The following is a 15,376-nucleotide window of genomic DNA, read 5'->3' on the forward strand; positions in this document are numbered from 1 at the left end:
GACGGCGCCCGACAACACGACAGCTTCAGCATGTCTCACATGCACGGGATCCTTCCAACCGCCGCGCCCATATGCACCTCTAACTGGCTGGATCCGTAGTGCGGGCGCCAAAGATTAAAGCAAGACTTGCGCGCGTAATCGACGCTTGCAACACGCACCGGCGAGTGGTATCCATTTGTTTGCTTATTTTCTTGCTACTCCGCTCAGTGCTCGAGATCGCGCCGCATGCGCTCGAAGGTTTCACGATCAATCTCGCCTTGCGCATATCGCTCGCGAAGCATATCCAGCGCCGGATCTCGGATCGGTTTGTCGAGCGGTAGTTGTTCTTGCCGCCCCCAGCCAGCGCGCGCCACAGTCACGATGACCCATACCACGACGATCAAAATCAGCAACATGCCCAGCAATCCCATGACCGGCATCCCCCACATCGCACCGAAAAATCCGTCAGATCCATAACCTGGCATACTGACTCCCTCCCCTTTAAATCATTTTGGTTTTTGACAACAGAGCATCGAGCTCTGGCTTCTGATTGGCAAAGGTACCCCACAGCGCTTGCGTGCCAATTACCGTGATGGGCGCCACTCGCACGCCGTAATCCATCTTGGCTTCATCCGCAATACCGGGCATTGTGATATCGCGTTCTTCGAATTCGACACCACGTGCCTGTAGATAGCGCCGTACCGCGGCGCAATCAGGGCAACCTGGGCTCGTTGTACAGGAATATGCGATCAGGCATGATTGTCAGTGTGCAGGGCTTTAGCCCTGCACCTCCGCTTGATAACCCTCCTTTTCCACCGCCGCGATCAGCGGAGTCGCGTCAGTTTGACCATATACGATGGCCTTGCCTGGTTTCAATGTAACCTCGGCCTTGCTCACGCCGGGCACACCCTCCAGCGCCTGCGTCACCGCGCGTACGCAATGTTCGCAAGTCATACCGGTGATTGTCAGTTCAATATCATTCATGTGTTAGCTACTCCTCTGTTGGCAATGAAGTGATTGTACGCACAAGGATCATGCGTGAATGTGCTAAGCGCGCAGCGTCTCGGCCACGCGCTTGAGTTTCACTCGAATCTCACTGCTGAGCTGGGTAATTTGCGGCTTATCCACCATGCCCAGTACGGCGGCCGGATCCATGAATACAACACTCACGGAACGGCCGCTTTCTTCTCGCACCACTATATTGCAGGGCAACAGGGCGCCGATGTCTGGCTCGGCCTCCAACGCCTGATGCGCATACTGAGGATTGCAAGTCCCGAGGATGACATAGGGCTTCCTGTCAATGCCCAGTTTGGTCTTCATTGTGGCCGCCACGCCAATCGTAGTCAGGGCACCAAAACCCTCGACCTTGAGCGCCCAGTACCCCGTTGAACGGTCATATTGAAATCGCCCAGACCCGGTGCGGTAAAAACATATTGACTCATGCTTGATATCTCCTATTCAGGGATGGGTAGGCTCAAGCTGATGGGTTGAAGAGCCGTTCGATGATACGGGTGCAACGAAGGCATTAAGTCTCTTGAGTCGCAGACTGTTGCCGAGCACGAAAATTGACGACAGCCCCATCGCCACGCCGGCCACCATCGGACTGAGATGCACGCCGACGGGTGCTGCCACGCCAGCTGCGATCGGAATTAGCAGAATATTGTAGAAAAAAGCCCAGAACAGGTTGCCTCGGATATTGCCCAATGTACACCGCGCGGCATCTAGTGCCGTGATGACTTCACTCAACTGGCCACGCGTGAGTGTCACATCGGCTGCCTCAATGGCGATATCCGTTCCCGAGGCAAGTGCGATGCCCACATCGGCCTGAGCCAGTGCTGGCGCATCGTTGATACCATCGCCCACGAAGGCTACGCGCTCGCCTTTGTCTTGCAGTTCGTTGACGACTCTGGCCTTGTCCTGCGGTAGCACCTCCGCATGGACTTCGTCGATACCCAGCGCCGACGCCACCGTTTGCGCCGTGCGCCGTGCGTCACCGGTCACCATGGCCACATGCAACCCTCGCTTGCGCAGGGCTTGAATTACCGCGCGGGCCTCTGGTTTGATGCGATCCTCAATCGCCAACCAGCCAAGCAAGATTTCGTCGGCGCTCACGAATATTACAGTACGTCCGGTGCCTTCCAGGTCTGCGGCCTTTTCGGTGAATACGTCCAGATCAACACCCTCTCGCTCCAAGAAACGACGTGCACCGACTCGAATCACCCTCCCCTCGATGTATCCCTGGATGCCATGCCCGGCAACCGCACGAAAATTCTCGACCACCGGCAACGCCAGGCCACGCTCCTTTGCCGCAGTGGTAATCGCCCGGCCCAGAGGGTGTTCGGAGGCCATTTCCAGTGCCGCAGCCAAACGCAACACGCTCTCGACCTCCGGCCCGCCTTGTTCTGCCAACGAGGGAAGGCCCTGTGTCAACGTTCCGGTCTTGTCGAACAGAACGGTATCGACATGCGAGAGCGTTTCCAATGCCTCGCCCTTACGGAATAGCACACCGAGTTCCGCTGCTCGCCCTGTGCCGACCATGATGGCCGCAGGCGTGGCCAATCCCATCGCGCAGGGGCAGGCCACCACCAGTACAGCAACGGCCGCCACCAACGCAACGCTGACGTTCCCGGCCACGACCAACCAAACGCCAAAGGTTACCAATGCGATGACCAGCACCATGGGTGTGAATATACGTATCACGCGGTCTGCCAGCCCTTGGATCGGCAGCTTACCGGTCTGTGCGCTTTCCACCAGCTTGACAATCTGTGCGAGCACCGTGTTACGCCCCACGGATGTTGCCGCTACCACCAGTCGACCGTCCAGATTGACCGTGCCACCGATCACTTCGTCACCCTCGCCTCTGGAAATCGGTAGTGGTTCGCCAGTGAGCATGGCTGCGTCTACATGCGCTTGGCCGTCGACCACACGGCCATCCACTGGAATGCGCTCGCCGGGCCGCACCACCAACCGATCACCCACCTGCAGCTGCGCTACCGGCACATCTTGTTCGACTCCCGTCTCATCCAGCCGATGCGCGGTCTTCGATTGCAACCCGACGAGCTTGCGAATCGCCGCCGACGTACGTCCCTTGGCCAATTCCTCCAGATACTTACCTGCCAGCACCGCGGCGATGACGACCGCTGCCGAGTCAAAATACACATGCCTCGCCTCGGGGGGGAACCACGCGGGCGCCAAGAGCACGAAAACACCATAGGCCCAAGCGGCACCGGTTCCTGTAGCCACCAGGGAATTCATATCGGGCGATAGATGCCGATAGGCAATTAGGCCAGGCCGGAAAAAGCGGCGCCCAGGCCCGAACAGCACCACAGAGGCCAACAAGAGTTGCACCCATTCCCAAAAATGGGCGAATGGACTGATCGAAGCCAGTGCACGATCCCAGGCCGGGATAAAAGTCGCTCCCATGGACAACACCAAAATCACGACGGCCAACCCGATGGCCAGCATCAGGTCTTGCCCCATGGCACGCAACTTAATCCGGCGCTGATCCTGATCGGTGGTGTTTCCCGAACCATCTTCGTCGATGGTGCTGGCCGCATAACCCGTATCCGCTACTGCTGCGATCAATTCCTCCAGCGAGATCATGCCCGGCACGTAGCGCACATGCGCGCGCTCAGTGGCGAGATTCACCTCAGCCTCCAGCACGCCCGCCTGGCGCGCGAGTCCGCGTTCTACCCGGCCGACGCAAGAGGCGCAAGTCATACCTTCCACCGCAAGATCGATTTCTGCCAGCGTAGGGCTATAACCTGTCTCGCTGATGGTTTCCGCGATACGTGCCGCATCCACTTTCTCCGGGTCGAAACGCACTTCGGCGTGCTCAGTGGCCAAGTTGACCGTTGCGCTAGCCACGCCAGGTAATTTAGCCAATGCGCGCTCGACCCGCGCGCTGCATGAGGCACAGGTCATCCCTTCGATCCCGATATCCAATTCAGCCCACGATATTGCAGCGTTCATCATCCGTCCTCCTCAAGCAAGGCGCCCAGAATCGGGCAGTCGGCGGTCGACCCGCGGCCGGGACATTGCTCGGTCAGTACCTCAAGCCCATGTCTCATGCGTTGCAAATCGGTTATTTTGAGGTCGATTTCGCGAATTTTGTTCTGCGCAAGAACCTTGACCTCATGCATGTCAGACTCTGGATAAGCGTGTAGAGAAAGTAGCTGGGCGATCTCACCCAATGAAAACCCGAGTGCCTGGGCACGTCGTATGAAACGCAGGCGAGACGCGGCCATCTCGTCGTAAAGCCGGTAATTGGCCGCTGTACGACGACTCGGCTCAATCAAACCCCGACGTTCGTAGTAACGCAACGTTTCCGCCGTCAACCCTGCTCGCTCAGCCAAGGTGCCAATACTCATTTCGTCCGGCATGGAAATCCCCCGTTTTTATTTCTGTCACAGCAAGCCTACACCTTACAGTTAACTACAGAGTCAAGCCTTCATAGAAAACGATTACAGCCATTCGACTTCATGGATTCGGGTAAACGAATGAAAGGGGCAAACAAATGCCAAACCTTGAAGTCAATTGTAAGGTTTGGCATGGAACAGTCATCTCAATGATGCGAATTGAAATCGTTTCCCACACGACGCATTAGTAGCAGGGTATAAGTCACTTCAAATTGCAGACGAGTTTTGAGCCTCTTCAATTTTACAGTCTCGGCAAAATTAAGCTCACAGTTCCCTATCATTATCTGTCCGGTTTAAATCGACGCATAATAAACACAATAACCATGTGGGCTGATTGCCCCGCGCACAATTTGACAATGCCCATCTCTCATCATTTTCGGCCCCATGCTTTTCATCATGTCCCCCATCATCCCTTGCCCAGCTGCGCCTCCGGGAGGAATAAAATGCTTACACATTCCGCACATTTCCCCCTTATGCGGACGATCTTGATAACGTGCGGATATTTTAGTTATTTTTTGGTCTGATTTCGTTTCGGCTGCAGACCCAGAGAATGGATAAAAAGCAACAACAGAAATTACCGTAAGTGATTTTTTGATCCAAGCACGTCTAGAAATAAGCTTTGAACTTACCATGATGATTCTCCCTATCCCATATTGTTTTCGCACTGTATGGCCAACATACAACGCCATCAGAAGCAGGAAACGTAGTGAATTCAGCCAGGCGCACGAATGAAGCATTGAAAAATTCGCCAGGGCATAAATTATATTACTAACCAGCGAGGTGTCGATGCACAACGTGTAGTATGACATGAGCCGTATATGACGCATATCTGACAACTCCAAAATAATCCGAGAAAATTAATTTAGGTTTTCATGGCATCTGTTCTCCGAGAATCAGGATAAGCCGTAATAGTCACAACAGCGTCCAGAATAAATCGTCGACAATCTGACTAAATTCATGTGGAATGTTGATGTTCAGTACGCGAATTACTTCTTAATGAGAAGCATAGATCACAAGTGATCTCTAGGTATGCGAGGTATTCAATCGCAGACGCCTTTTTTGCCATAAGGCGTAAATGGCTGGGATCACTAATAGGGCTAGTAGGGCCGCCGTCAACATGCCACCCACCATCGGTGCTGCGATCCGTTTCATGACGTCGGCGCCCGCACCAGTGCTGAACATGATGGGTAACAGTCCTCCCACCACCACGGTTAATGTCATCGCCATCGGTCGCAGCCGTAACAGCGTTCCCTCGACAATGGCATGCTTCACGTCATCCCATGTATTGAGCGCACCTCTTTGTTCGCGACGCGCGATGGCTGTATTGAGATATAGCAGCATCACCACGCCAAATTCCGCAGCGACGCCCGCGGTGGCGATAAAACCTACGCCGACCGCGACCGAGAGCTTGTATCCCAACCAATCGAGATACCAAACACCCCCTACCAAAGATAAAGGGAGGGTTAGTAGGATAATCGCGACTTCAACCATATTTTTGAAATTAAAATATAGCAGGAGCGCGATCAGTCCGATTACCGCCGGGACAACGATTTTTAGACGCTGGATCGCCTGTTCCAACACCTGGTACTGCCCAACCCATTGCAAGGTATAACCCGGGGGGAGACGGATGTCTTTTGTCAAAATAGCTTTGGCTTTTGCCACATAGCCACCGATGCTAGTGCCAGGTTTGAGGTCAATATATACCCAAGAATTTAGCTGGCTATTATCGCTGGTCAGCATCGGTGGCCCGCTTTCGATACGCAAGTTAGCTACCTGAGCCAATGGAATCTGGGTGCCCTGAGGAGTGGATATCCTACTTTCCATCAAAGCAGCCAAGGATTGACGCAACTCGCGGGGATAACGCAGATTTACCGGGAATCGTTCCAGACCATTCACGGCAGTGGTGAGGGTTTTTCCACCGATAGCGGTTTCTACCAGCCTATTAACGTCTGCGACTGAAAGGCCATAGCGGGCCGCTGCGGTGCGATTAGTGTCTACCACAATATAACGCCCACCAGTGCTGCGCGCTGCATAGGCACTCTGGGTACCCGGCAATTTTTGCAATAGGGTCTGAATGTTTTGTCCCAGACGACTAAGCGTTCCAAGATCGGCGCCTGTCACCTTGATGCCAAGTGGCGTTTGCAAGCCTGTAGTTAACATGTCCACCTGGCCCTTGATCGGCTGCGTCCATGAGTTTGACAAACCGGGGATGCGGAGTGCCTGATTGAGTGATTCAATCAATTTTTCAGTAGTCATCCCGGCGGGCCAACTTGCGCGGTCTGTTAGATTAACGACGGTCATAAACATGGAGATCGGCGTAGGATCGGTCGCTGTTTGCGCGCGTCCAGCCTTGCCGAAAACGCTTTCAACTTCAGGAAATGTTTTGATGATGCGATCGGTCTGTTGCAGTATTGCGGCCGATTGGCCAATTGAGATAGACGGATCTTGTGAAACTGGCATATAGAGCAAGGTACCTTCATTTAATGGCGGCATAAATTCTGAACCCAGATGTCTCCAAGGAAAATACAAACTTACAACCGCGATGAAGGCCAGTGAAATCACGATCCACGGGACACGCAATACGCCATGGATCAATGGGCGATAGAGCAATGTCAGCAGCCGATTCAAGGGATTCTGTCCTTCTGATCGGATACGACCACGGATAAACCATGCCATCAAAACAGGAACTAGTGTGATCGATAAAATGGCCGCAGCAGCCATGGAATAAGTCTTGGTGAAAGCCAATGGCCGAAATAACTTACCCTCCTCCCCACCGAGTGCAAAAACCGGAAGGAAAGACACCGCAATAATCAGTAGAGAGAAGAAGAGTGAAGGCCCAACCTCCGATGCAGCCAGTCGAGCGATCACCCAGGGATTTTCACCTGGTTTCCTCTCCATGTGCTTGTGCATGTTTTCAATCATCACAATGGCGGCATCGACCATGGCTCCGATAGCGATAGCGATGCCCCCCAGAGACATGATGTTGGCAGAGATGCCTTGTGCCCACATGACCAAAAAGGCTGCGAGAATACCTAGTGGTAAAGCCACGATAGCTACTAATGCCGAACGGACACGCAACAAAAACAAGATGGAAACCAGCGCAACGACTAGTGATTCCTCGAGTAATTTTTCGGTCAAGGTGTGAACGGCGCGTTGAATAAGAGGGGCTTGACTGTAGGTCGTGACAATCTTGACACCGGATGGCAAGGAAGATCGTATGTCCTCGATTTTTTTCTCGACCCGCCGGATCACGGCATCCGCATTGGCGCCCTGATTCATCATCACAATACCGCCCACCACCGCACCTTCACCGTTAAGATCGGCGGCGCCATTAGGTAGTTGTGGGCCGAGCTGGACGCGCGCAACCTCCTTAAGTGTGATCGGAATACCATCGCGCACACCGAGCGAGGCGTCTTCCAGATCCTTAAGTGAATGTATATACCCGGTGGTGCGCACCATGTAGCTCGCCTCACCCATGTCGATGACAGATCCACTAGTTTCGCCATTGGCGGCTCTAATGGCCCGCTCGACCTGCGGTAGCGTGAGGTTATAGGCCAGCAGGGCTTGCGGATTCACTACGACCTGGTATTCCTTGACGAGGCCACCAACAGTGGCGACTTCCGCCACACCAGGGATACCTTGCAGCTGGTACTTGAGGAACCAGTTCTGCAGGGTGGTAAGCTGACTCAAATTTTGCGTATTACTTGGATCTTTGAGCGCATATTCGTAGACCCAGTCCACACCGGAGCTGTCTGGCCCCAGCGCAGGTGTGACACCCGGCGGCAGCTTGGACTGTACTTGGTTAAGATATTGCAGTACTAAATTACGGGCCTGATAAATATTGGTACCGTCCTTGAACAGGACGTAGACGAAGGAATCGCCGAACATCGAGTAGCCACGAACTGCCCGCGCACCAGGCACCGATTGCAATGTGGTTTCCAGCGGATAAGTCACTTGATCTTGGACAATTTGTGGCGCCTGCCCGGGATAAGAAGTTTTGATGATGACCTGGGTAGGTGAGATATCCGGAACGGCTTCCAGCGGCGTATTTAACGCGGCCAAAATACCAGCGGCTAGTAGTATCAAGGCACCGATAATGGTCAGGGAGGGATTGGCTAAGCACCATCCCATGAGTTTCTTAATCATGAGTGGCTCCTGCTACCGTGTTGCCCATATTAGAAGGCGCATGCGATGCTCTACCAGGTATTTTTATCGATGGTGCAAGTCCCGCATTGGAATCGATTTTGGAGGCGACGTTGCTACCCAGTAAACGGGCCTTTACTGACTGGAACTGCGATTCTGAATACAACATAAACTGCGCATTATCCACTACCCGATCACCTGTTTTTAGCCCCTTGAGAATGGCGACCCATCCATTCGCCTCCGGCCCCAGGGCAACCTCAACAGGAAGGTAATGGCCTTGAGCTTGAGCGAGCATGACGTAATCGCCCTCCTGTGTACGTATGACGGCGCTGCTGGGTATCGCCAGGTTGGATTTCGAATCCGCCAACACCGTTGCATTGGCATACATCCCCGGGCGCAGAAAACCCCTTGGATTGTCAAAACTCAAGCGTGCGGTCACCGTTCGTGTTCGTGGATCTAATGTCGGATAAAGGAAACCCAAGCGCCCACGCCAGTGCTGTCCCGGATAAGTTGGCAAGGCAAGTTGCACGGCATCACCGATATTGATCCAGGAGAGTTGATACGCATAGATCGCTACATTGATCCAAACGCGGTCGAGATTGGCAATTTCAAAAAGACTACTTCGAGAGGAAACATAGCCACCCTGTCGAATATTCAATGCGGTGACGATCCCGCTCTCTGATGCTAAGACGGGCACATATTTCATGGGCTTTCCCGTTTTCTCCAGAGTTTTCATGGCGCCGCCAGGCATACCTAGCAAATGTAATTTCTCAAGAGAACCTGCCAGCAGCCCCGATTCACGGGAATCGATACTCGCTTGTTGACGAGCGACCAGATATTCCTGCTGTGCACTATAAAGTTCAGGTGAATATATTTTGGCCAAAATCTGGCCCTTAGCAACAGAATCTCCGACCGCACGGACATTTAAACGTTCCACCCAACCGGAGAAACGAGGGGTAATACTGTAAATTCTATTTTGATCTACCGTAACAGTACCCACAGTTTGAATCGCCCGACCCATCAAACGTTTTTGCACTGTCACTAATCGGACACCCATATTTTGTGTCTGGCGCGAATCGATACCAATGCCTTCCACCTCACTCGAAGATGTTCCAGAGGCATAAACGGGGATGTAATTCATGCCCATATTGTCTTTCATGGGACGGTCGGAATGAATTTTAGAATTCATGGGATTAGCCCAGTATAGTACCCGGCGCTTCGTTTCAAGCTCTGTAGATTCCGATAATTCCGGTTTCATTGCCGTGCGAATTGATGCCGTCTTCGTGTCTTGGAACCAATGAGCACCAAGGACACCAGCGAAAATTCCAAGCAGCAGCAAGACCATACCGATAATGTTTTCAAATTTCATGGCTGTTCCTGAGATGATGTGGCGAGGTAGTCCAACTTGGCTTGTTCTATAAGTTGGTCTCGTCTGTACTGAAGAGTCTGTAATTCACTGGCAAGCACGGCTTGCTGCGCCTCCAATACAGCACTCATTGTATTATTCCCGCTGGTGTAAGCTGCCAATGTGGATTGGAATCCGGCACGTGCCAGCGGTAATATTTTTGTCTCCATACGCGCCAACTTCTCACTCAGGCTAGTATATTTCGCAGTGGCTGAACGAACTTGCTGCGACAAAGCCAATTGCTGGTTACGCTCATCGAATTTAGCCACCATCACTTGAGCATTGGCGCTGTCAACAGTCTGATTTATTCTATCTCCTGAGAAAATAGGCAGCGTCATCGATATACCAACTGAAAAATAATCCGGGGACCCCGGAAAAAAGCTCTTACCATAAGAGGCGTCGATCGTTACTGTTGGGAGATAATTTTTCTTGGCGATCTGCAGATTGAACTGAGCGGCTCTCACCTTGACTTGGGCTTCACGCAATATCGGTTGCGAAAACAAATGTTTCTCGATATTTTCATATGCGCTTGGCAGCTCTGGCCATTTATGAACGATGATTGGCACTTGATCAATGCCAATATACTGCGCGATAGACGCTATATCTGTCGCCTCATCAGCAGCCAAAGCGCTTTCGTCATTACTCAAATTTTCCATGGCCAAACGGGCACGTAATACATCACTCTGCGGATACATACCAGAACGAAAAGCAGCCATTGCCGCGAGCACGCTCTCGTGTGCCAAAGTTTTCTGCCGACGTACGGTCTCTTGCGCATACTGAAGGTATACTGCGGAAACCCAAGCGCGTCGCAAGCCGAAGACGAGCTCCGCGTGCTTGGTCTCACGAGCATAACGCTGACCGAATGCTCTCGCTTGTATTCGATCGTCCATAAGACCTAGCTTCCCAAATGGCGGGAAGGTTTGCGCCACACCGAGGCGCAGCAGTGTCATCGGTTGCTGGCTGAGGGAAAAACTATCAGTAGGCACATTGACTGCTCTGAGAGACAGTTGCGGATCTGCCAACTGGCCTGCAGCTTTGGCTAGGTGCTGAAGCGCTAAAATACGCTGAGTGGCCATAGCAAGGCTCGGGTTGTCGCGTATTAACAGGACCTCGGCATTTTTAAGCGATAATGTGTCGGCGTTAGCCAGGGTCATATCAAACAATAAGCCGAGCCCAAGCAAACACTTGAAAAAAACCACAAGCAACCGGAAATTTCTAACACAGAATCCCAACCACCGGCGAAATATACGGGGGTACTGAATCATGAAAGACATTTTTCTTCCTCAATCGTCTGAACAGGTGCTGCGTGACAGCAGCATCGATCAATACGTGCACACGAAACTGTTACCCGATAAATCAGATCGGATTTCGTAGTGCTATGAGGGAAAAATCAAATGAGCAGACGTAACGCCAGGAAAGGAGGCGAGGGAGGGCGCGTCACCTGAGCCTGTTGCGCCGATAACTTCCGGGGTACAGGCCTGGATCTCGATGTAAAAATTACGGATAAAACAGAAGTTAGCAGCGGCGTTTGTGCCACTTTTTGGATATGCGAAGCTGCTGCAGCGCCCAAATTGGCGCACACGGACTGGCAGAAAATTCGCTGGAGCTGATCCTTCGGCACCCCGGTCAAAATATCGGATGAGTGAGTACCGTCCCACATTCCGGCATTGCAATAGGCCGGTAGCATATCCATCTGAGAAGCAGCAGCTTGCGCCCATGGCATCAATACCAGAGCGAAAAGAAGTATCAATACTCGGTAACCCGGTTGAGTCGTGATCACAATCCCGCTTTATCCCGAAAGAGCTAGTTTTCTAAGCTCGTAAATTAGTGCCAGCCGTGCGTGTTCACCAAGTGTGAAAATTTTATAAAACTAGATCATTCTCTAAATTGGGTCAACTTCACATGGGCTTCTCTTCAGGGACGAGCTTCATGGAAACATGTGAAGGTAGACAAGCAAATGTGAAAATACATCAGGATAGCCCAACGTATTGCCACATTTAAAGTAACCGCGATATCTCCGATGCCAGTCCCGCTCGTCCGACCAAGGTGCCTATGGTCATATCGTTCAGTATGGAAACCTCGACCTAATTCTGACGCGTCGACCATACACCTTATAGTTAGCTACAGAGTCAAGTCTTTATGAGAGATTTTTTCATATTCGATTTCACCGATTTTGAGCAAACGAATGAAGATGTCAAGCAAATGCCTTGACCTTATAGTGTGGTTCAAGGTTTAGTATCGGGCAGTAAATCGTGGTATGAGTTGAAATCGCTCCCTCACCGTAGGCAAAGCAGCACGTAATCATGTCATTTAGACGTCTACATCGTTGCGCACTCATCGTGATCGTTTTGATCATGGCGGTGAACCCTCTGCGTGCAGCTTTGGCGATGGGTATCAATAACGGTACGCCTGATACTGACCTTAGCCGACAGTTCATAAGTATTGTCGTCACAACACCTACACAGCACGCGCAGCATCAACTACCCGGCTGGGGATGCTGCACCGGTCATGCGGCGTCTTGCGCTGCGGTAGTTACGACTCACATCGCCCCGTTTATCCCTTCGGCCGGGCACATCTCTCATTCAGTAACACCTTCGGTACAAAACCGCGCCTCCCCTCCCCTCACAAAGCCCCCGCGAATCCTCATAGCCTGAGTCATTGCCTGCGAAGATCCCCTTCGCACATGCAAAACATGCGTAGCAACACGGCGTGATTGGCGCCAAGTCGTCGCGCACGCTATCTGACCCGAATATTGGTTACTTCCCGGTTTGCCTGAATCTTGATTAAGGCAGGCAGGTGGTTGTACGAGGATTTTTCGAATGGACCGTAGAAATTTCATCAAATCCGGCGCAGCTGGATTGGCGATGGGTGCCTTGGGCACAAAAACTGCCGAGGCCACAAGCACAGCACAGACATCTTCGCCAACGACAAACATCCCTGTCTCGGGCACACCCAATGGCATCCCCATACCCGGCGGCTCATTCACCCCTCAACCCGGGAAACGTCTGGATGGCGGCCCTGGCTACAATGATCCTCGCAATATGTTCGACGGCGCAATGCGCATGGGAAGCGACATTTCTCCACGCTATACATACGAAAATATCCCTGAAGAATCCGAAGTCGAATTCAAGATTTTCCACATCGATGTTGTGTTGACGGAACATGAATTGGTCGATGGCGTGAAAATGCACGCTTTAGCCTTCAATGGGCAGGTGCCTGGTCCAGAAATCCGCGTCCAGGAAAATGACTGGGTCAAGGTGATTTTCACCAACAAAACAGGCCTGATGCACACCATCCACTGGCATGGTTTGTTTTCGCCATATGAAATGGATGGCGTCCCATACACGACACAACCGCCACTGATGCCCGGCCAACAATTCGTATACAAGTTTCGTGCGGCGCCTTACGGCACTCACTTCTATCACTGTCATTTTTCGACTCCATTGCATCAAGCGCAGGGCATGCATGGCGCCTTTATCGTTGAGGCGAAGGGCGACGACCCAATCCGCAAGCAGTTCCCGTACACCCGGGATTACACCATGGTGCTCGAGGCCTTTGCACTTGATTACGCGAGGCAAGGTTTTAATGCAATGCTGGAACGTATGAAAGAAAAAATGCGTTTGATGAAACTGCATAAGCTCACTAAAGACACGCTGGCGGTTTTCCGAAACTATAGGGATCTTAAAAAACACATCAAAGAAGGGTATATCCCACCCTATAGTCAAAATAGAAACCAAAGCGGCCCTGTACTACCCAACTGGAATTACTTTGGCATTAACGGCAAAAGTTATCCTGCCACCGAACCTCTATTGATCAAGCCAGGAGAATGGATTCGCATTAGGCTTATCAACGGCGGATTTTTAGAGCATTACATGCATCTGCACGGGCATGATTTCTATCAGGTCGCCAATGATGGTGCACCTCTTCCTGAACCTATTCGAGGCAATACGATTGCCGTCAAACCCGGAAAAACAGCAGATATTGTCGTTTACGGCAACAACCCCGGCGTTTGGACCTTTCATGACCATGATACGACGCGTGTAACCAATAACGGGGTTTATCCAGGAGGAATGCTCACGGTTCTCGAATATGAAGGTTTCGTAGGAGGTTACGGCCCTCTTACGGCCATTGACGAATAAGGGAGATAAAAATCATGCAATTCACACGTTACAAATCCAACCATACTCGATGGGTAATCGCGGCACTATCCACACTGGTACTGATCCATAGCACCATCGCTTCTGCAGCTGGTGGGTTTATGCGCTCAGTCGGCAATTCGTCAGTCACCCCGCGCATATCCATTATGGGCAGGGGCATCGCCACCTTCGATGGCATGCTTGGAAAGCAAGCGATTGGCGGTGCCAGAAACAACAGCATGATCAATTACTCGGATTCTTTTTTGGATGCACAGTTCGACAGTCGTCTCTACTCTGGCATCCATGGGGGCATGTTGCTTGGATTACGCTTTCCTGATGCGGGCTCTGGGATAGGTCCTGTGTTCTACCATCAGATGAATGTTTTCCTGGAAGCCCAGCACTGGGGACTGCGTATCGGACGCACCTCACTACCGAACTATCTCATCGCGTTCCCAACACTGCGGGACAGCGATTTGATTGATTACACACAAGTTCCCAACGCAATGATCAACAATCCTGCTTCTGAATACGCCCAGTATGGCGATGTATTCAAGGGAAGTTATTACTGGATGAGCAGCCGGTTACGCCTGTCTGGGTTTGCCGCACATCAATTTGAATCCAATACGTCTGGACAACTACTTGATCGTTTCTCTCTCAACAGCGGCGGCACGCAGATCAATTACGAATTGACGCCGGGAGCACGCTACTCAAGTTGGCTTCGGCAATTGGGTGCGGAAATTTATTATCAGGACGTACGTAATATACCCGGAAAACAACGCCAATATAGCTACATACTTGGTGGCGTCATCAACCTTGATCGTGACCCAGTTGATCACTGGGAGTTGCGTTTCCAGGCAATCGACAATCAAGGTGCAGGCATACGATCCGTTTCTACGGTGCAAGCGCAGGCGCAGGCGCGTTCACAAGCCTATGTCTTTTCAGTACGACATGTGCACTCCCCTTATCTCGTGCCACGCCTGCAGATGGCGCTCACGGTCGCCTATCAACGGTTTGACGGAGTCGATGCCAGCCGTTACAGCATCGTGCCTAATGTCACTTACCGATTGGGCGCCAACACCAATCTGATCGCGCAATATGCCTTCCTACATAACCAAGGCACATTACAAAAGTCGCTCAACGGGCCATATGCAGGCCTCAAAAACAATAGCACGGTGACTCTGGGTCTTGCCTATGACTTCGGTATCACGTCTAACGATTATTTCGGCAATCGCACAAGCTTACTCAATACCGAACATGGGTATCTGCCTTAAATAAAGTATATCGAAGGGTTCTGG

General features: G+C 52.0%; 12 protein-coding genes. 2 read left to right on the forward strand and 10 right to left on the reverse strand.

Features of this window, described 5'->3' with window-relative positions; genetic code table 11:
* Positions 1 to 203: 203 nt before the first annotated feature.
* The 10 genes from BI364_RS13455 to BI364_RS13495 all read right to left on the reverse strand — a co-directional run bounded on the left by BI364_RS13455 (position 204) and on the right by BI364_RS13495 (position 11,210).
* Positions 204 to 464 carry an SHOCT domain-containing protein gene (locus BI364_RS13455; RefSeq protein ID WP_070079186.1) on the reverse strand — a complete coding sequence of 87 codons (261 nt, stop codon included), beginning with the start codon at positions 462 to 464 and terminating at the stop codon, positions 204 to 206.
* A gap of 16 nt (positions 465 to 480) precedes the next feature.
* Positions 481 to 732 carry a glutaredoxin family protein gene (locus tag BI364_RS18010; protein ID WP_070079187.1) on the reverse strand — a complete coding sequence of 84 codons (252 nt, stop codon included), beginning with the start codon at positions 730 to 732 and terminating at the stop codon, positions 481 to 483.
* Positions 733 to 756: 24 nt separating this feature from the next.
* Positions 757 to 963 carry a CopZ family metallochaperone gene (locus tag BI364_RS13465; RefSeq protein WP_070079188.1) on the reverse strand — a complete coding sequence of 69 codons (207 nt, stop codon included), beginning with the start codon at positions 961 to 963 and terminating at the stop codon, positions 757 to 759.
* A 63-nt stretch (positions 964 to 1,026) separates the two neighbouring features.
* The gene (locus tag BI364_RS13470) at positions 1,027 to 1,299 is read right to left on the reverse strand and encodes a DUF302 domain-containing protein (protein WP_233279518.1); all 273 of its coding nucleotides are present in this window, start codon (positions 1,297 to 1,299) and stop codon (positions 1,027 to 1,029) included.
* Positions 1,300 to 1,437: 138 nt separating this feature from the next.
* Positions 1,438 to 3,954 (reverse strand): heavy metal translocating P-type ATPase, encoded by a 2,517-nt coding sequence (locus tag BI364_RS13475; protein WP_197495720.1) that lies wholly within the window; start codon positions 3,952 to 3,954, stop codon positions 1,438 to 1,440.
* Positions 3,951 to 4,361, reverse strand: coding sequence for a heavy metal-responsive transcriptional regulator (locus tag BI364_RS13480; protein WP_070079190.1), 411 nt, complete (start codon positions 4,359 to 4,361; stop codon positions 3,951 to 3,953). Before BI364_RS13480 ends, BI364_RS13475 begins: the two co-directional genes overlap by 4 nt.
* A gap of 329 nt (positions 4,362 to 4,690) precedes the next feature.
* Positions 4,691 to 5,029, reverse strand: a complete 339-nt coding sequence (locus tag BI364_RS18015) for a hypothetical protein (RefSeq protein ID WP_156782760.1) — start codon at positions 5,027 to 5,029, stop codon at positions 4,691 to 4,693.
* A 391-nt stretch (positions 5,030 to 5,420) separates the two neighbouring features.
* On the reverse strand, positions 5,421 to 8,543 hold the full coding sequence (locus BI364_RS13485; RefSeq protein ID WP_070079191.1) for an efflux RND transporter permease subunit: 3,123 nt from the start codon (positions 8,541 to 8,543) through the stop codon (positions 5,421 to 5,423).
* Positions 8,536 to 9,909 carry an efflux RND transporter periplasmic adaptor subunit gene (locus BI364_RS13490; protein WP_070079192.1) on the reverse strand — a complete coding sequence of 458 codons (1,374 nt, stop codon included), beginning with the start codon at positions 9,907 to 9,909 and terminating at the stop codon, positions 8,536 to 8,538. The genes BI364_RS13485 and BI364_RS13490 overlap by 8 nt, the downstream gene beginning before the upstream one ends.
* Complete coding sequence (locus BI364_RS13495) at positions 9,906 to 11,210, reverse strand: TolC family protein (protein ID WP_197495721.1); 1,305 nt, start codon at positions 11,208 to 11,210, stop codon at positions 9,906 to 9,908. The genes BI364_RS13490 and BI364_RS13495 overlap by 4 nt, the downstream gene beginning before the upstream one ends.
* Before the next feature lie 1,554 nt (positions 11,211 to 12,764).
* Here BI364_RS13495 and BI364_RS13500 point away from each other — a divergent pair.
* Entirely contained in the window at positions 12,765 to 14,084 is a 1,320-nt protein-coding gene (locus BI364_RS13500; RefSeq protein ID WP_083251403.1) for a multicopper oxidase domain-containing protein, read from the forward strand.
* Positions 14,085 to 14,098: 14 nt separating this feature from the next.
* Positions 14,099 to 15,352 carry a hypothetical protein gene (locus BI364_RS13505; protein WP_070079194.1) on the forward strand — a complete coding sequence of 418 codons (1,254 nt, stop codon included), beginning with the start codon at positions 14,099 to 14,101 and terminating at the stop codon, positions 15,350 to 15,352.
* Positions 15,353 to 15,376: the final 24 nt, after the last annotated feature.

It is taken from the genome of Acidihalobacter yilgarnensis, from assembly GCF_001753245.1.
In the GTDB taxonomy this organism is placed as follows: Bacteria; Pseudomonadota; Gammaproteobacteria; order DSM-5130; family Acidihalobacteraceae; genus Acidihalobacter; species Acidihalobacter yilgarnensis.

Excerpts from the sequence above, each read along its gene's own strand:
- BI364_RS13505 (WP_070079194.1), top strand. The coding sequence starts at position 14,099 with ATGCAATTCACACGTTACAAATCCAACCATACTCGATGGGTAATCGCG.
- BI364_RS13495 (WP_197495721.1), bottom strand. The coding sequence starts at position 11,210 with ATGATTCAGTACCCCCGTATATTTCGCCGGTGGTTGGGATTCTGTGTT.
- BI364_RS13455 (WP_070079186.1), bottom strand. The coding sequence starts at position 464 with ATGCCAGGTTATGGATCTGACGGATTTTTCGGTGCGATGTGGGGGATG.
- BI364_RS13500 (WP_083251403.1), top strand. The coding sequence starts at position 12,765 with ATGGACCGTAGAAATTTCATCAAATCCGGCGCAGCTGGATTGGCGATG.
- BI364_RS13475 (WP_197495720.1), bottom strand. The coding sequence starts at position 3,954 with ATGATGAACGCTGCAATATCGTGGGCTGAATTGGATATCGGGATCGAA.
- BI364_RS13490 (WP_070079192.1), bottom strand. The coding sequence starts at position 9,909 with ATGAAATTTGAAAACATTATCGGTATGGTCTTGCTGCTGCTTGGAATT.
- BI364_RS13480 (WP_070079190.1), bottom strand. The coding sequence starts at position 4,361 with ATGCCGGACGAAATGAGTATTGGCACCTTGGCTGAGCGAGCAGGGTTG.
- BI364_RS18015 (WP_156782760.1), bottom strand. The coding sequence starts at position 5,029 with ATGGTAAGTTCAAAGCTTATTTCTAGACGTGCTTGGATCAAAAAATCA.
- BI364_RS13485 (WP_070079191.1), bottom strand. The coding sequence starts at position 8,543 with ATGATTAAGAAACTCATGGGATGGTGCTTAGCCAATCCCTCCCTGACC.
- BI364_RS13465 (WP_070079188.1), bottom strand. The coding sequence starts at position 963 with ATGAATGATATTGAACTGACAATCACCGGTATGACTTGCGAACATTGC.
- BI364_RS13470 (WP_233279518.1), bottom strand. The coding sequence starts at position 1,299 with ATGAAGACCAAACTGGGCATTGACAGGAAGCCCTATGTCATCCTCGGG.